General features: G+C 65.9%; 12 protein-coding genes, 1 pseudogene and 1 riboswitch. Of the genes and pseudogenes, 4 read left to right on the top strand and 9 right to left on the bottom strand.

Features of this window, described 5'->3' with window-relative positions:
- The first annotated feature begins 101 nt into the window (after window positions 1–101).
- Window positions 102–3,551: a hybrid sensor histidine kinase/response regulator gene (locus XdyCFBP7245_RS08010; protein ID WP_104615168.1), complete on the top strand. Its 3,450-nt coding sequence runs from the start codon at window positions 102–104 to the stop codon at window positions 3,549–3,551.
- A gap of 430 nt (window positions 3,552–3,981) precedes the next feature.
- On the opposite strand, the gene XdyCFBP7245_RS08005 is transcribed toward XdyCFBP7245_RS08010, so the two are convergent.
- The 4 genes from XdyCFBP7245_RS08005 to XdyCFBP7245_RS07990 all read right to left on the bottom strand — a co-directional run bounded on the left by XdyCFBP7245_RS08005 (window position 3,982) and on the right by XdyCFBP7245_RS07990 (window position 8,484).
- Window positions 3,982–4,563, bottom strand: a complete 582-nt coding sequence (locus XdyCFBP7245_RS08005; RefSeq protein WP_055846732.1) for a manganese efflux pump MntP — start codon at window positions 4,561–4,563, stop codon at window positions 3,982–3,984.
- A 12-nt stretch (window positions 4,564–4,575) separates the two neighbouring features.
- Window positions 4,576–4,737, bottom strand: a riboswitch (yybP-ykoY riboswitch).
- A 165-nt stretch (window positions 4,738–4,902) separates the two neighbouring features.
- Entirely contained in the window at window positions 4,903–6,372 is a 1,470-nt protein-coding gene (locus tag XdyCFBP7245_RS08000; protein WP_104615211.1) for a S41 family peptidase, read from the bottom strand.
- Window positions 6,373–6,502: 130 nt separating this feature from the next.
- Window positions 6,503–7,630: a helix-turn-helix domain-containing protein gene (locus XdyCFBP7245_RS07995; RefSeq protein ID WP_104615210.1), complete on the bottom strand. Its 1,128-nt coding sequence runs from the start codon at window positions 7,628–7,630 to the stop codon at window positions 6,503–6,505.
- A 104-nt stretch (window positions 7,631–7,734) separates the two neighbouring features.
- Window positions 7,735–8,484, bottom strand: a complete 750-nt coding sequence (locus XdyCFBP7245_RS07990; RefSeq protein WP_104615167.1) for an IclR family transcriptional regulator — start codon at window positions 8,482–8,484, stop codon at window positions 7,735–7,737.
- Window positions 8,485–8,663: 179 nt separating this feature from the next.
- Between XdyCFBP7245_RS07990 and fucP the strand changes: the two genes are divergently transcribed.
- The 3 genes and pseudogenes from fucP to XdyCFBP7245_RS07975 all read left to right on the top strand — a co-directional run.
- Window positions 8,664–9,965: an L-fucose:H+ symporter permease gene (fucP, locus tag XdyCFBP7245_RS07985; protein ID WP_104615166.1), complete on the top strand. Its 1,302-nt coding sequence runs from the start codon at window positions 8,664–8,666 to the stop codon at window positions 9,963–9,965.
- Window positions 9,966–9,967: 2 nt separating this feature from the next.
- Complete coding sequence (locus tag XdyCFBP7245_RS07980) at window positions 9,968–10,327, top strand: L-fucose mutarotase (RefSeq protein ID WP_055846740.1); 360 nt, start codon at window positions 9,968–9,970, stop codon at window positions 10,325–10,327.
- A 111-nt stretch (window positions 10,328–10,438) separates the two neighbouring features.
- Window positions 10,439–10,609, top strand: a pseudogene (locus tag XdyCFBP7245_RS07975) (L-rhamnose mutarotase); the annotation flags it as partial.
- A gap of 500 nt (window positions 10,610–11,109) precedes the next feature.
- On the opposite strand, the gene XdyCFBP7245_RS07970 reads toward XdyCFBP7245_RS07975, so the two are convergent.
- From XdyCFBP7245_RS07970 to XdyCFBP7245_RS07950, 5 genes are all read right to left on the bottom strand, one after another.
- Window positions 11,110–12,432, bottom strand: a complete 1,323-nt coding sequence (locus tag XdyCFBP7245_RS07970; RefSeq protein WP_104615165.1) for an L-fuconate dehydratase — start codon at window positions 12,430–12,432, stop codon at window positions 11,110–11,112.
- A 492-nt stretch (window positions 12,433–12,924) separates the two neighbouring features.
- Window positions 12,925–13,782 (bottom strand): fumarylacetoacetate hydrolase family protein, encoded by an 858-nt coding sequence (locus XdyCFBP7245_RS07965; protein WP_104615164.1) that lies wholly within the window; start codon window positions 13,780–13,782, stop codon window positions 12,925–12,927.
- A 227-nt stretch (window positions 13,783–14,009) separates the two neighbouring features.
- Window positions 14,010–14,780, bottom strand: a complete 771-nt coding sequence (locus XdyCFBP7245_RS07960; RefSeq protein ID WP_104615163.1) for an SDR family oxidoreductase — start codon at window positions 14,778–14,780, stop codon at window positions 14,010–14,012.
- The gene (locus XdyCFBP7245_RS07955; RefSeq protein ID WP_104615162.1) at window positions 14,777–15,649 is read right to left on the bottom strand and encodes an amidohydrolase family protein; all 873 of its coding nucleotides are present in this window, start codon (window positions 15,647–15,649) and stop codon (window positions 14,777–14,779) included. The genes XdyCFBP7245_RS07960 and XdyCFBP7245_RS07955 overlap by 4 nt, the downstream gene beginning before the upstream one ends.
- The gene (locus XdyCFBP7245_RS07950) at window positions 15,646–16,656 is read right to left on the bottom strand and encodes an aldo/keto reductase (protein WP_104615161.1); all 1,011 of its coding nucleotides are present in this window, start codon (window positions 16,654–16,656) and stop codon (window positions 15,646–15,648) included. Before XdyCFBP7245_RS07950 ends, XdyCFBP7245_RS07955 begins: the two co-directional genes overlap by 4 nt.
- Window positions 16,657–17,123 lie beyond the last annotated feature (467 nt).

Below are 17,123 nucleotides of genomic sequence, written 5' to 3'. Positions count from 1 at the left end.
CGCCGCGCTGCCCAATCCGCCGCCGGCAGCGTCCCGTCGCCCACGCGCTGTTCCCCACTGCGTAAACTCCCAGGTTCGCATCGCGCCGCCTAGGACACCCATTGGTCTCGAGCTGGATACTGCTGCTGGTCTCAGTCGGCTATGCCGCGCTGCTGTTCGGGGTGGCGTGGTGGGGCGATCGTCGGCCGATGTATCCGGAGCGGCCGTGGCTGCGCCCGGCGGTCTACAGCCTGGCGCTGGCGGTGTACTGCTCGTCGTGGACGTTCTACGGCGCGGTGGGTTCGGCGGTGCGCAACGGCATCGGGTATCTGCCGATCTACCTCGGCCCGCTGCTGTTGCTGCTGTTCGGCTGGCGCATCATCGAGCGGCTGGCGTTGATCGCACGCTCCGAAAACACCGTGTCCATCGCCGATTTCATTTCCTCGCGCTACGGCCGCTCGCGGCGGCTGGCCGCGTTGGTGGCGGTGATCGCGCTGGTCGGCATCGTTCCGTATCTGGCGCTGCAGTACAAAGCGGTGGCGATGAGCCTGGAGGTGCTGACCGGGCATAGCAGCGCCGGGCGCGGCATCTTTGCCGATCCGGCGTTGTATGTGGCGCTGCTGATGGCGCTGTTCGCCACCTTGTTCGGCACCCGCCAGGTGGATGCCACCGAACACCATCACGGCATGATGCTGGCCATCGCGCTGGAGTCGGTGATCAAGCTGATCGCCATCGTGGCGGTGGGGCTGTTTGCGTGGATGTGGCTGAGCGATCACCAACTGCACATCGCCGATTCGGCGCGCACCTTGTTCGAGCACACGCCGTCGGTGGGATTCATCTCGCAGACGCTGCTGAGTTTTCTGGCGGTGATCTGCCTGCCGCGGCAATTCCATGTGGCGGTGGTCGAATGCAGCGATGTCGGCGATATCAGGCGCGCACGCTGGTTGTTCGGTGCGTACCTGGTGATCATTTCGGCGATGGTGGTGCCGATCGCCTCGGCCGGCATCGCGTTGTTCGGCAAGGGCAGCGCGGTGGTGGACGATGCGGTGGTGCTGGCCTTGCCGCTGAGCCAGGGCAACACGGTGCTGGCGCTGGTGGCCTACGTGGGCGGGTTTTCGGCTGCCACCGGCATGGTGATCGTGGCCAGCATCGCCTTGGCCACCATGGTCAGCAACGACCTGGTGATGCCGGTGCTGCTGCGTCGCCGCGGCAGCGCGGATGCACGCGCCGCAGTGGCCTCGCGTGTGCTGTGGATCCGCCGCGTGGCGATCCTGCTGCTGGCGTTGGTGGCCTACGGCTATCACCGCAGCGTGGCCGACGACACCACGTTGGCGGCCTACGGATTGATGGCGTTTGCGGCGGTGGCGCAGTTTGCGCCGGGCGTGATCGGCGGGCTGTATTGGCGCGGAGCCAGCCGCAAGGGCGTGGAAACCGGCATGGTGCTCGGCTTCATGACCTGGATCTACACGCTGTTGCTGCCGGCCGCCACGCGGGCGGGCTGGCTGCAGCCGGAGTGGTTGGTGGATGGGCCGTTCGGCATCGCCTGGCTTCAGCCGCAGCAGTTGTTCGGCATGCGCGGCTGGGACCCGCTGGCGCACGGCACGTTCTGGTCGCTGTTGATCAACGTCGGCGCGATGATGCTGGTGTCCGCACGCTGGCGGCCGGGTGTGGACGAGCGGCTGCGTGCGGCCCCGTTCCTGGACCCGTATGCGCAGCGTCCGGCGGTCGCTGGCGATTGGCCCGGCCATGTGCGCGTGGCCGACCTGCAGGCGCTGGCCGAGCGCGTGGTGGGCGAGCGGCATGCGCATCGCGCCTTTGTCGACCAGGCGGTGCTGCTGGAGCGCGAGCTGCAACCGACCGTGGTGGCCGACCGCGCCTGGGTGCAGTTCACCGAGCGCTTGCTGGCGGCGTCCATCGGCGCGGCGTCGGCGCGGCTGGTGTTGACCAGCTTGTTGCGCGGTTCGGGCATGGAACTGGGCGAAGTGGTGGCGGTGCTGGACGAGGCCGGCCAGGAACTGCGCTTCAATCGCGAGATCCTGTCCACCACGCTGGAAAACATCAGCGCTGCGGTCAGCGTGGTCGACCCGGAGATGCGCCTGACCGCATGGAATCGGCGTTATCAGCAGTTGTTCGGTTACCCGGATGGCATGTTGTATGTCGGCCGCCCGGTCGCCGACCTGATCCGCTACAACGCCGAGCGCGGCGAGCTGGGCGAAGGCGATATCGAAGACCAGATCGACCGCCGCATCCGCCACATGCGTGCCGGCTCGCCGCATGTGTTCGAGCGCACCCGCAGCGACGGCAAGGTGATCGAAATGCGCGGCCAGGCGCTGCCCGGCGGTGGCTATGTCACCAGCTACAACGACATCACCGACTACAAACGCGCCGAGCGCGCGCTGCTGGACGCCAACGAAAACCTGGAGCAACGTGTGGCTGATCGCTCGCGCGAAGCCGAGCTGGCGCAGCAATCCAAAACCCGCTTTCTGGCTGCGATCAGCCATGACGTGTTGCAGCCGCTCAATGCCGCGCGGCTGTTCGCCTCCGCATTGCGCGAGAGCCATCAGAACAACGAAGAACAACGCCATCTGGCCGAGCGTGTGGATGCTTCGTTGCGTGCGGCCGAAGAATTGCTCGACGGTCTGCTCGACGTGTCGCGTCTGGATGCCGGTGGGCTGCGCCCCACGGTTGAAGACTTCGATGCCAGCGCATTGATGCATGAGCTGGCCGCGCAATACGCGCCGGTGGCATCCAGTCGCGGCCTGCGCCTGCAAGTGCATAGCCGGCCGATCTGGGTGCGCAGCGACCGCCGCCTGCTGCGCCGGGTGATGCAGAACTTCCTGGCCAACGCGCTGCGCTACACCCGTCAGGGCCGTATCGTGCTCGGCATGCGCGGGCGTGGCGAACAGGTGGAACTGCAGGTGTGGGACACCGGCCCGGGCATTCCAGAGCACCACATGCGGCAGATCTTCGAAGAGTTTCGCCGCTATCAGCAGCCCTTCGATTGGGGCGAGCAGGGCTTGGGATTGGGGTTGTCGATCTGCCAACGCATCTCGCGCCTGCTCGATCACGATCTGAGTGCGCGCAGCCAGGTCGGCCGCGGCAGCATGTTCTCGATCCTGTTGCCGCGCGTGGCGCCGGTGCCGGTGGCGCCGTTGTTGCCGGTGCCGGCCGCGCGCGCCTTGCCCAGCGGCGATTCGCTGGCCGGATTGCGCGTGCTGTGCGTGGACAACGACCGCGAAATTCTCGATGGCATGCGCGCGTTGCTCGGCCGCTGGCAGGTGGAGGTGATCACTGCCAGCACCGTGGATCAGGCGCTGGACTGTGCGCGCGAGCAACCGGATGTGATGTTGGTGGACTATCACCTGCACGACCGTCTGGATGGACTGGACACGCTGGATGCGGTGCAGGCCGCCGCGACTGCGCCGATCGCTGGCGCGCTACTGACTGCCGACGGTCGCGACGAACTCAAACAACTTGCACGTGCGCGCGGCTACCGCTTGCTCACCAAACCGGTAAAGCCCGCCTCGCTGCGTGCCTTCCTGAGCGCGCTCCACGATGCGAAAAAACGCTGACGGATCTCCATTCGAATGCAGCGTAGGAGCGTGCCTGCGCGCGATGTGGCATTGTCGATAACGCCTCGTCGCGCGCAGGCACGCTCCTACGAAAGAGCCAGCGAGCGCTCACCCACGATGGCTGCGATGAACGCAAGCAGCTCGCGCGAAAACGCGGCTATCGCTTGCTCACCAAACCGGTAAAGCCTGCATCGCTGCGTGCCTTCCTGAGCGCGCTCCACGATGCGAAAAAGCGCTGACGGATCTCCATTCGAATGCAGCGTAGGAGCGTGCCTGCGCGCGATGTGGCATTGCCGATAACGCCTCGTCGCGCGCAGGCACGCTCCTACGAAAAAACTGCCAGTGAGCGTGCGCACACGATGGCCGCGATGAACTCAGACGCGCTCCTAGAGAAAACAGGCAGTCGAAAGATTGCCTGTGAGCAGAGCGCTTACGCCGCGCCGCTGAGGTGTTCGTACAGGATCACGCTGCCCACGATCACCAGGATCGCGCCGCCCAGGATTTCGGCGCGCTTGCCGATCAGTGCACCTAGTGCGCGGCCCAGCATGATGCCGGCGGTGACCATGCTGAAGGTGCACAGGCCGACCACTACGGCCACCACGCCGATGTGCACATCCAAAAATGCCAGGCTGACGCCGACCGCCATCGCATCGATGCTGGTGGCAAAGCCGGTGGCGGCCAGGGCAAGCAGACCGTTTTTCTTCGGTGCATCGGCCGCCTCATCTGCATCGTCAGGATCGGCACGCAGACCGGCCACGATCATGTGCGTGCCCAGCGCGCCGAGCAGTACGAAGGCGATCCAGTGGTCATAGGCGGACACATAGCTGGACGCCGCCCGTCCCAGCAACCAGCCGATCACCGGTGTGATCGCTTCGATGCACCCAAAAATCAATCCGGCGCGTAGCGCATCGCGCCACTGCGGTTTGCGCATCGCCGCGCCCTTGCCGATCGCTGCGGCAAACGCATCGGTGGACATCGCAAAACCGATCAACACAATGGAAAAAGGAGACATCGGCACTCTCGGGCTGGGCACGGTCACAACGGCATGCGCCCGCGCCAACCGTCGTCGTACGCGCATGTCGCTGGTCTCGCCAAACCACGATTGGTTGCCTGCACCACGGCGCAACGGCCGAGTATGTTGATGCAGGCGCTTTCGATAAACGAAAGCAGGCTACTCCCCAAGGGGCGCGCAGTGTAACAACGCAACACCCGCTTTCGGGCGTTTTGCCTGCACGCGAAGGTCGGTCTGATCTTTATAGCCGTGGCTATGCAGCGGCCATCTGTGGAGTTTGCAGCCGCAGTAGAACGGCCGGAAAACCACGGGCGAGCCTACGGCCCGGTTGCTACGCTGTCAGTGTGTCGGCCGCGCTCGCTGGGCACCCAGCAGGGCGCGCACGGTGTCCATTTCCACATCCCGGCCGTCCTGCAGATCCTGCACGGTGCTCTGCACCGGCACGTCGGGCAGCACGCCGCGATCGGGTTGCGCGCTGGTTGCAAACTGACCGACCAGCGGCAGATCCACTTCGATGTGCGAATTGGGCAAGTGCAAAAAGAAGAACGCGCTGCCGTTGATGCCGCGCAGATTGCCGCCGGTGGGCTGGCCGACCAGCGTGCCCAAGCCGTTGCGCTGTAGTTGCTGCGCAAACGCGAAAGTGGCCGAGCTGTTTTCGGCGTCGATCAACACAAACACCCGGCCAGTGAAGTGCGGCGTACGCAATGGCAGGTAGCGCTGTGCAGCGCTGCCGGTTTGCGTATTGAGCGTGTAGAACCGCGTGTCGTAGGCAACCGCGCGCGTGCCCCAGTCGCGGAAGCCGCGATCCCAGGTGGTGACGTGGGCCGCCAACGCATCGGGCACGCGTCGATAGCGCACCAGGTTGCGCATCGGCGCCGCCGCGATCTCGCCTGCTGCCAGATACCCCAGCAGCACGCTGCCCACGTCCAGCCCGCCCTCGTTGCCACGCAGATCGATCACCAACGCAGGCACCTTGCGCTTGGCCAGGCGCGTGAAGCTGCGCGCCAGAAATGCCTGCCAATCCCAGGCGCTTTCATACAGCGCCCAATCCGGCATGCGCAGAACCGCCAGATCGGCCGAGTCCATCGTCAGCGTCCATGCCGGCGCTGCGCTGTCGCGCGCGCGTTTGGGCGCCATCGCATGGCGCTGCGCCGCGTCGATGCCGTGCACCTGCAGCGCGCGTGGAGCGGTGGCGCCGGGCGCGCGGACCTGCAGCACCGGGTTGGCGGAAATCTGCGGAAACAGCAACGGCAGATACGCATCGAACGCCTCGATCTGCGCAAACCCCTGCACCTCCATCTGGGCGATGCGCTTGGCGTCATTGCTGCCATCGGCGCGCGCCACTGTCATCAACGCTGCCAGAATCTGCGAGGTGGCAATGCCATCGATGGACAGCACTTCGGTGCCGGGCAGCAAGCCGGGTTGATCCGATCCATTCCGGCTGACGATCATGCGGCCCTGTAGCCAACGAAAGTGGAACGGCAGGCGCCGGCTGTCACCGAACAGAGCCTGCTGGAGCGGCTCGGGTTGATTGACGAAATTGGGGAAGCTGTGACCGCAGCGCACGCTTGCGGTCAGGCGGGAGATGGCGAGGTAGGCCTGGCCAAGCGTGGCGCCGTCTGCCAGTTCGGCGCGCAGCTCGGCGAAGCGTTGCGCAACCTGCGCCTCGGTGGCGTAGCGGTACAGGCCCGGATGCAGTGCGCCATAGGCGTGTTGCAGCACATCGATATCGGCCAGCAGCGCCGGACCGGGCAGTGGACTGTCGCGGGTCAACGCGGGTGCGGGCGGGGCCGCCCGCGCGACGCAGATCGGCCACAGCAGCACGAACAACACTGAAAGAAGGCGGATGCGATGGGACATGGCAGCTCCTGGGCAAGAGTCGCCAGCATCGGCAGCTGCGCGGTGGCGGGCGACTCAAATGCCCAATTGCCAAAAATTTTCAGGATGTGCGACGTTGCGCGCGCCGGTAGTCGCTGGGCGTGCAGCCGAAGTGGGCACGAAACACCCGGTTGAAGCTGGCCTTGGAACCGAACCCCACCGCCAGCGCGATGGAGAGGATGTCCTGATCGCCGGCCAGCAGGCGCTGGGCGTCGGCGATGCGCAGCGCGTTGATGAAGGCGCTGAAGGTCTGCCCCAGGCCTTCGTTGAGCGCACGCGACAGATAGTTGCTGTTGGTGCCCATGCGGCGCGCCAGCTCGGGCAGGCTGAGGTCCGGCTCGCGCCACCAGCCGTGCGCAGCGACCTCGGCAGCCACGCGTTGCCCCAGTGCCTGCCAGTCCTTTTCTGCCGCAGGCTGTGGCGCGGCAAGCGTTGCCGCCGGGTCGGGCGGATCTGGCGGCGTCTCCAGCATCAGCGGCGCATCGCGCGGCGGGTAGTGCAGGCGGGCATGGCGCCAGCCTTCCAGCCCCAGGTAATAGACCAGCGCTGCGGTGGCCAGGTAGCGCGGAAACTCGTCGAAATAGGACAGCGGCTTCCACAGCCGGTCGCTGGCGGTGAAGCCAAGCCGCACCACCAGCAGAAAGAACGAGGCCAGCAGAAAACCGCGCAGCCACGGCAAGCGCAGCTCCTCGCGTGCACCGCTGTGATGTTCCAGCCAGCGTTGATAGGCCAGATACTCGCGCCAGGCCAGCACCAGATAGGCCGTCAGCGATGCCAGCACCAAGGCGTCTTGCAGTGGGGCGACCCAGGGCACGTGGACGGCGGCGTTCCAGTCCCACTTGCGTTGCAGTGGCCAGGTGAACAGCCAGGTGTAATAGCCGCCTTGCAGCAGCGCCGGCAGCAGATGCAACGCCCAGCGCCGCGGCAGCTGCCGGCGCGCCAGTTGGCGCACGTAGAGCCACACCAGCGGCCCGATGGCCAGTTCCCAGAACAGCGGCGCGTAGGTCAGGTCAGGGTAGGCATCGTAGGCGCCGGCATAGCCCAGCGTGTACGGCGTGATCAGCGCCACCACCACCAGCAGCAGTGCGGCCAGGCAACGGTTGGCGATCCGGTTGGCCGGGGCCAGCAGCAACAGGCCTGCGCCGAGCACGCCATGCGCGCTGCCCAGCAGCAGGATGGTGCTCCACATCCCGAACGTGAGGCTGGACATGCGATCCCGCGTGGTCGACCGCGCCGAGTATAGGGCGATGCCTGGTGCAACGCGCCTGCGCATCTGCGCCAGGCGGCGTGAGGTCAGTGCAGCGCGTTGGAAATCTCTTGCGTGGCCGCACACAGCGCCTGCAAGGCCGCGTGCGGGCCCACCAGTTCCGGGCGGCGTTCGATAAACGGCACGGTCAACGTATAGGTCGCGTTGCCGCCTTGCAGGATCGGCGCAGTCAGATCGACCACGCCCACCACCGCTTCGCTGGGTTGCATGGCGTAGCCATCGTTGCGTGCCTGCGCGGCGGCGGCCAGGAACTGCCTACGCTCGAACGGCACCTCGCTGGCGTCCAGCATGTCCAGCCAGCGCGCCTGCACTTCCGGTTGCTGGAAGGCGAACAGCACCAGCCCCGAGCTGGAATGGGTCAACGGGCGGCGATGGCCCGGGCGCACCACCAGGCCCAGATCGCTGGGCACATCCATCTGCGCGATCACCACGATCTGATCGCCCGAGGGCGCCACCAGGTGGCAGGGCTGGCAGATCGCATCGGCCAGCCGCCGCATCACCGGCAACGCGGCCTCGCTGATGCTCTGTACCGGCGGCTGCTGCATGCCGAGCATGAACAGGCGGTTGGTCAGCACGTAGTCGCCTTCGCCATCGCGGGTGAGGTAGCCGCGCTCCTCCAGCACCTGCAGCATGCGGAAGATCTCGCCGCGCGAGCGGCCGATGCCTTGCGAGATCGCGCCCATGCTCATCGGCTGCGCCTGGCGGGCAAGAAGCTCGAGGATATCCAGCCCCTTGTCCAGGGCCGGCGCGCGGTACTTGGCGGGTTCGGGGCTCATCCGTTTGCGATTCCAGGCAAGGTGCGGCGCGCCAGGGTACAGGCATCGCCGGCACGGGTCAGGGTGGGTGCTTGCGTGCAAATATAAACAAAGATTTTATATTTGCATGGCGTTGGCGTGCGCAGTACGCTCGCGCCATTGCAACGCAAGCGCCACAGCCTTGGGAGGGGATCGGTCGCATGCATCACAGTGACATTGCCGCGTCGCCGCGCGGCAACCTGGCGCGTACCGCCATGGTTCCCCTGTTGTTGATCGTCAGCCTGTTCTTTTTGTGGGGCATGGCCAACAACCTCAACGACATCCTGATCAAGCAGTTCAAGAAGGCGTTCGAGCTGAGCGACCTGCAGGCCGGGTTGGTGCAGAGCGCCTTCTACATGGGCTATTTCGTCTTCGCGATGCCGGCGGCGATGTTCATGCGCCGCTACAGCTACAAGGCCGCGGTGGTGCTCGGGTTGCTGCTGTATGCGTGCGGGGCTTTTCTGTTTTACCCGGCCGCGCAGGTGCACACCTACTGGCTGTTCTTGCTGGCGCTGTTCGTCATCGCCAGCGGCCTGGCGTTTCTGGAAACCACCGCCAATCCACTGGTGACCGTGCTCGGGCCGGCCGATGGCGCGGCGCGGCGGCTGAATCTTGCGCAGGCGTTCAACCCCTTGGGGTCGATCACCGGCGTGTTGGTCGGCCAGCATTTCATCTTCTCCGGTGTGGAGCACACGCCCGCCGAGCTGGCGGCGATGGCGCCGGCCGCGCGCGAGGCGTTTTTCGCTGCCGAATCCTCGGCCGTGCAGATGCCGTATCTGATCATCGGCGCGGTGGTGGTGCTGTGGGCGATCCTGATCGCGCTGGTGCGTTTTCCCACCGGCGCGCCGGAGAGCGACAGCGGCGTGGCGCCCAAACGCGCACGCTTTGGCGAATTGGTGCGCAACCGGCGCTTCATGTTTTCGGTGGTGGCGCAGTTCTTCTACGTGGGCGCGCAAGTCGGCATCTGGAGTTATCTGATCCGCTACCTGCAGGACGCAGTGCCGGGCACGCCGGAAAAGACCGCCGCCACGTATCTGACCATCTCGCTGGTGCTGTTCATGGCCGGCCGCTTTGTCGGCACCGGGTTGCTGCGCTATCTGGCACCGGCGAAATTGCTGGCGAGTTTTGCCACGATCAATGTGGTGTTGTGCGCGGTTGCCATCGCGCTGCCCGGCTGGACCGGGTTGTACGCGCTGGTGGTGGCAAGCGTGTTCATGTCGGTGATGTTCCCGACCATCTTTGCGTTGGGCCTGGATGGCATGCACGACGACGCACGCAAGCTGGGCTCTTCCTTGCTGGTGATGTCGATCATCGGTGGCGCGCTGCTTACGGCGGTGATGGGCGCGGTGTCGGACATGGCCGGCATTCACTGGGCGATGGCGGTGCCGGGCGCGTGCTTTGCGGTGATCCTGCTGTTCGCATTGCGCGCACGTCGTGTCGCGCCTGCGATTGCCGGAGCCTGAGCATGCCGCGTCTTTGCTATGTACTGGATCTGCACGACGATGCCGCGTTGATCGCCGACTACGAGCGCTGGCATCAACCCACCGAGGTGTGGCCGGAAGTGGTGGCCTCGTTACAGCAGGCCGGCATTCTTGAACTGGAGATCTTTCGCAGCGGCGATCGACTGGTGATGCTGATGGAAGTGGGCGACGATTACGACCCAGCCGCCAAGGCCGCGCGCGATGCGGCCGATCCGCGCATCCAGGCGTGGGAAGACCTGATGTGGCGCTTCCAGAAGCCGCTGCCGGGCAGTGCGCCTGGAGAGAAGTGGCGGGAGGCCGGGCGGATTTTTGCGTTGAGTGAGGCGGTAGCGGCGCAAGGGTGAGTCGCCTCCCTCATCCGCCCTGCGGGCACCTTCTCCCGCAGGCGGGAGAAGGGTGGCGGTGAAGGGCTGCAACGTGCATGTTCCGCTCGCAGCCGTGACTAGGCTAGCGTTGACTACGATCCAGCCGTCAACGCGCGCGATGTGGCCGATCCGCGCATCCAGGCGTGGGAAGCGCTGATGTGGCGCTTCCAGAAGCCGCTGCCGGGCAGTGCGCCTGGGGAAAAGTGGCGAAAGGCCGGGCGAATTTTTGCGTTGAGTGAGGCGGTAGCGGCGCAAGGGTGAGTCGCATCCCTCATCCGCCCTGCGGGCACCTTCTCCCGCAGGCGGGAGAAGGGTAGCGGTGAAGGGCTGCAACGTGCATGTTCCGCTCGCAGCCATGATTAGGCTAGCGTTCTCGCGCAGTCATGACGGCTCTTTCCTTGCTGCTCGCAGTGATTTCTGCTCCCCGCTCCCTCATCCGCCCTGCGGGCACCTTCTCCCGCAGGCGGGAGAAGGGTGGCGGTGAAGTGGTTGCAGCGTGCATATTTCGCTCGCAGCCATGACTAGGCTAGCGTTCTCGCCCTTTCCGGTCGCAGCCATGGCTAGGCTATCGCCCTCGCCCTCGCCCTCGCCCTCGCCCTCACAGTCATGACTGCTCTTTCTCTTGGCTCGGCCCGGCCGATGGCGTGGCCCGGCGGCTGAATCTTGCTGCTCGCAGTGATCTCTGCTGCGTCGTTGCCCGCTCCCGTTTCCCTTCTCCCGCACGCGGGAGAAGGTGCCCGAAGGGCGGATGAGGGCGCTGGTCAGCCCTGTCGATTGGCTGCCAGGTCCTCCACCCAGAAACGTCCATCCGGGTAGCTGAATTCCGCAATCGAAGAGGCGTGCATTTCTGCCGAGAAGCCGGGCACCTGTGGGGCAAGATAACGGCCGTGCTGGATGCGCACCGGGTCCAGGAAGTGCTGGTGCAAATGGTCGACGAATTCGATCGCGCGGTCTTCCATCTGGCCGGTGATCGCGACGAAGTCGGCCATCGCCAGATGTTGCACCAACTCACACAGGCCCACGCCGCCGGCATGCGGGAACACGCGCACGTTGAACTTGGCAGCCAGCAGCAAGATGGCGAGGTTCTCGTTGACGCCACCGACGCGCGCGGCATCGATCTGGATCAAATCCACCGCGCCGGCCTGCAACAACTGCTTGAACATCACCCGGTTCTGGGTGTGCTCGCCGGTGGACACCGGCACCGGGGTGATGCCCTGGCGGATAGCCGCGTGGCCGAGCACATCGTCCGGGCTGGTAGGTTCTTCGATCCAGGCGATGTCGAATTCGGCCAGTTGGCGCATCCAGTCGATCGCCGGGCCCACGTCCCAGCGCTGGTTGGCATCCACCGCCATCGCGATGTCCGGGCCAATCGCTTCGCGCGCGAGGCGGCAGCGGCGGATGTCGTCCTGCACGTTGGCGCCGACCTTGAGCTTGATGGTGCGGAAGCCATCGGCCACCGCTTCCTTGGCTAGGCGCACCAGTTTTTCGTCGGAGTACCCAAGCCAGCCGGGCGAGGTGGTGTAGGCCGGGTAGCCTTGCGCGATCAACTGTGCGGTGCGCTGCGCGCGCTGCGGCTGCGCGGCGCGCAACATGGCCAGCGCTTCGTCGCGGGTGAGCGCATCGGTGAGGTAGCGGAAGTCGATGGTGTCGACCAGCTGCTCGGGCGTGAGTTCGGCGATATAGCGCCACAGCGGCTTGTTGGCGGCACGCGCGGCCAGATCCCAGGCGGCGTTGATCACCGCGCCGATGGCCATGTGCATCACGCCTTTTTCCGGGCCCAGCCAACGCAGTTGCGAGTCGTTGGTGAGCCGGCGCGCGAAGCTGCCCAGGTCGGCGATGACGTCTTCCACGCGCAGGCCGACCACGTGTTCGGCGAGCGCGGCCACGGCGGCGGTCTGCACGTCGTTGCCGCGGCCGATGGTGAACACCAGGCCGTAACCGGCCAGCGCATCCGGCGCATCGGTGCGCAGCACGACGTAGGCGGCCGAGTAATCGGGATCGGGATTCATCGCGTCCGACCCATCGAGCTCGCGCGAGGTGGGGAAGCGGACGTCGTGGGTATCGAGGGCGACGATGGTGCTCATGAAGGTCCTGGGCGATGGAAACGGGAAATGGAAAACGGGCGAAAAAGAGCGTGCGGAAGCGGTGCGCTTGAGCCCCTCTCCCACCGGGAGAGGGGTTGGGGCGAGGGTGCGGACGCGCAGCGCCGGAAGTGTTGAAGCGCTGCAGTGACACATCCGTTTGCAACACGGATCAGCAAAAAACCACTAAACGATTGACAACGCATCGATATCAACACGCTACGGTGCTTGGTCATTCAACGCGCCGCTACAACCCAGAAAAAGATACGTATGACGGATCAACACAAGTGCCGACACGTCATGTCTAGCAACACGTCCAACAACAACGCGCGACAGCGCGACGAATTGTTCGGATACGTCGCTACGTACCCTCACCCCAACCCCTCTCCCGAAGGGAGAGGGGCTTTAAGTTGCGTCTTGCGGAGGCGTTACCACGTGCGTTGAGCGCAACTTGGCACGCAATGCGACCAAAATCCTGGAAAGGGAAAAGGAGCTTTAAGCTACATCGCGCGGATGCGCCACTACCGGTTGACGCTGACGCCCCAATCCTTCGATCTCCAGTTCCATCAGATCGCCCGGCTTCAGATACACCGGCGGCTTCTGGCCCAGGCCCACGCCCGGCGGGGTGCCGGTGCTGATCACATCGCCCGGCATCAGCGTCATGTAGCGGCTGATGTGGCTGACCAGTTCGGCCACGCCGAACACCATCGTGCGGGTGCTGCCGTTCTGGTAACGGTGGCCGTTGACCTCCAGCCACATCGACAGGTTCTGCGGGTCGGGCACTTCATCGCGGGTGACCAGCCAGGGGCCGATCGGGCCGAAGGTGTCGGCGCTCTTGCCCTTGACCCACTGGCCGCCATGCTCGAGCTGGAACTCGCGTTCGGACAGGTCGTTGATCACCGCATAGCCGGCCACATGATTCAGCGCGTCGTCCATCGACACATCGCGTGCGATATCGCCGATCACCACGCCCAGTTCCACTTCCCAGTCGCTCTTGACCGAGCCGCGCGGGATGATGACGGTGTCGTTGGGGCCGCACACCGCGGTGGTGGCCTTCATGAAAAGAATCGGCATTTTCGGCACGTCCATGCCCGATTCGGCGGCGTGGTCGGCGTAGTTCAAACCCACGCAAATGAACTTGCCGATGCGGCCCACCGCGGCGCCATAGCGCTGCTCGCCTTCGATCAGCGGCAACGTGGACAGATCCAGCGCACGCAGTTTTTCCAGGCCGGCATTGGTGAGGTGCTCACCGGCGACATCGTCGATGACACCGCTCAGGTCGCGGATGCGGCCTGCGGTGTCGATCACGCCGGGACGTTCGTGGCCTTCGGCGCCAATACGTACGAGTTTCATGCAGTCTTCCTTTGCAGGGGAGGAATCGGAGCGAGCAGCCAGCTGTTGCAAGGTGTTTCAGCAGGAGGTGGACAACGCGCTCGGAACAGGACTATCGGTGATGCGTGCTGGCAACAGGTCACGTCGGCGTGCGATGCGGCGTGTTGTCAGCGGTACTCAGTGCGGCTGAGACACCATCGCGAGCGGCCATGGGTCTGGCCGCTGCACAGCAGTGTGGTCGGCTGGGTTTAGTTGGACCAGCCCCCGTCGATGATGTGGGTCTGGCCGGTGGTGAACGAGGATTCGTCCGAGGCCAGATACACCACCAGCTGCGCGATTTCGCGCGGGTCGCCCAGGCGGCCCATCGGCTGGCGATCGGTAAAGCTCTTCCACACCGCCTGTTCGTCGCCGCCCAGGGCCTGCACACGCTGGCCCAGCGACGGCGTCTTGATGGTGCCCGGGCAGATCGCGTTGCAGCGCACGCCCTGCGCTACGTAATCGGCAGCAATGGCCTTGCTCAGGCCGATCACCGCGGCCTTGGTCACGCCGTACACAAAGCGGTTCGGCACGCCCTTGATGCTGGACGCGACCGAGGACATGTTGATGATGCTGCCGCGGCCGCGTTCGAGCATGCCCGGCAGCACCGCCTTGCAGGTGTAGTACATCGCATCGACGTTGATCGAGAACGAGCGGCGCCATGCCGGCTCGTCGCAGTCGAGAATGCTGCCCTGATGCACGTAGCCGGCGCAGTTGAACAACACATCGAACGGGCCGTGTTCGGCGACCAGCGCCACAATCGCGGCGGCATCGGTAACATCGAGCAGCTGGGTGGTGATCGCATCGGACTCGGACGCCAGCGCCTGCAAGGCAACGGCGTCGATGTCGGTGGCGATCACCTGCGCGCCGGCACGTGCACAAGCCAGCGCGCTTTCGCGGCCGATGCCGGCGCCGGCGGCGGTGATCAGGCAACGCTTGCCCTGCAGACGGGTGTTGGGCGTGGTGGGAATGGAGACTGTCATACCGATAAGGTTCCGTGGGTGGGGGCCGCCGGCCGTGGCAGACGATAGAACGTGCGTGCGTTGTCGCCGAACACCGCATCGGCGTGTTCGGCGGCATGCCGGGTGACGAGCTGTTGCGCAAGATCGACCCATTGCGCGTAATCGGCGCGCAGGGTCAGCACCGGCCAGTCGCTGCCCCAGAGCAGGCGCTGCGCACCGAAGCGCGCAAACAGATGCGCAACATACGGCTCCAGTGCATCGATGCCGGCGCCGCGCGCGGCTTCGGTGAGCAGCCCGGACAGTTTGCAGTGCACGTTGGGATGCTGTGCCAACGCGGCCATGCCTGCGGCCCAGGCGACGAATTCGCCGGCCGCAATCTGCGGCTTGCCGCCGTGATCGACGACCACGCGCAACTGCGGGTGGCGCTTCAAGCGCGCCTGCAATGCCGGTACATGCACGGGGCGAATCAGGGCATCGAAGGCCAGATCGTGCGCCAGCATTGCATCGAAGGCGGCGTCCAATGCGGGGCTTGCCAACCACTGCGCATCGGCGATGTCCTGCACCATCGGGCGCAGCCCCTTGAGTACACCGCCGGCTGCGCGGACCAGTGCGCCGATGCGTGCGGCGGCATCGGGCGCAGCAAAATCCGTCCAACCCACCACGCCTGCAATGCGTGGCGCGTCGTGTGCAAGCTCGAACAGGTAACAGGTTTCGGCTTCGGTTGCGGCGGCCTGCACCACCACGACGCTGTCGACACCGGCCGCATCCAGTGCGTCGTCCACATCATGCGGCGCGAAATCGCGGTACAGCGGCGCAAGCTCCGGCGTCAGCCAGGCGTAGTCGCCACGGGCCAGGTGCCAGAAATGCAGATGCGCATCGACGCGGCTCATGGTGTGGGCAGGTCCGTGTCGAGCAGGCGGCCATCGCGCAGGCGCTGCCACAGCGCAGGCGGGATCGATGCCTGCAAGCGCGTGGCGGCCGATTGCACCTCGGCCAGGGTGCGCATGCCGGCCACCACGGTGGTCACCGCCGGATGTGCCAGCGGGAACTGCAGGGCGGCCGCGCCGATATCCACCTCGAACGCCGCGCACGCCGCATACAGGCGCTGCGCATGCTGCAAGGTGGCGGTATCCACCGGGGCGTAGTTATAGGTGGCGCCGGGGCCGCGCGCATCGCTGAGCAGGCCGGAACTGTACGGGCCGGCCGACAGGATCGACACGCCGTGTTGCTGCGCCTGGTCGAGCAGCGCACGCGCGCCGTGCTGTTCCAGCAGGGTGTAGCGCCCGGCCAGCATCACGCAGTCGATCGGGAAGCGTGCCAGCACCTCCAGTGCCACGTCCTGCTCGTTGACGCCCAGCCCGATCGCCCCGCACGCACCGGATGCCTTCAACTCCGCCATGGCCGGCAAGGCCTCCTCCAAGGCCTGCTGCAGCACGTGGGCGTGGTTGTCGCCGTGGGTCAGCGCACCGATGTCGTGCAGCAGCAGCACGTCGATATAGTCGGTGCCCAGGCGCTCCAGGCTGGAGGCGAACGCGCGCCGCACGCCGTCGGCGCTGTAGTCGAATGCGGCGCGGCGGCCGGCCACGGCAAAACCGTCGCGCCCGGCAACGGCGTGTGCGTCGTCGTAGATGCAGCGGCCGACCTTGGTCGACAGCGTATAGGCAGCGCGCGGCACGCCGGCCAGGCCGCGGCCCAGGCGCGTTTCGCTGAGTCCGTAGCCGTAGTAAGGCGCGGTGTCGAAGTGACGGATGCCGGCCTCGAACGCGCCTGCCACCGCCGCCAGCGCGTCTGCCTCGTCGACTTCGGTGTACAGGTTGCCGATCGGCGCAGCGCCAAAGCCCAGCGCCGACAGCTGCACGTCGGTGCGGCCCAGGCGTTGCCGTGCCAGGGCGCTCATACGCCACGCTCGGCAAGGGTGGCGCAGGCGCGAATGAAATCTGGAGGGCAACTGGGCATCGCAACGTCCACCAGCCGGCAGGTGCCCGGCTGTTCGCATATGAATATCGCAATCATCAATGAACAGATCACGCTGCAGTGCAGCATGGCGAGCTAGGGGGCTGACGAGATTGGGCGATGGGCACCGTGCGCGTCGCGCGCGCTCTCTGTTCGTGCGCGCATCGCTTTTGGTCGTCTGGTCCATCGGCCATCGGCTAACGGCTAACGGCAAGACCGAACTCCGCTGACCAATCGGATCTCTCGTGCGGCAGCTGCGGCCGGTGAAACGGCAGGCGTGCGGAATCCATGACCCAGACCCGCATGGTCTTCGACCCTCGCCCCCATTGCGAACTCGGTTGTCCGCGCGCGCTGGAGAGATCGCCCTGCGGCTATCCAGGCCAAGGGTAGCGCCGCGCTGATCGCGCGGGC

This window comes from Xanthomonas dyei (assembly GCF_002939865.1).
GTDB classification, from domain to species: Bacteria; Pseudomonadota; Gammaproteobacteria; order Xanthomonadales; family Xanthomonadaceae; genus Xanthomonas; species Xanthomonas dyei.
This window is presented reverse-complemented; position numbering and strand designations above follow the sequence as displayed.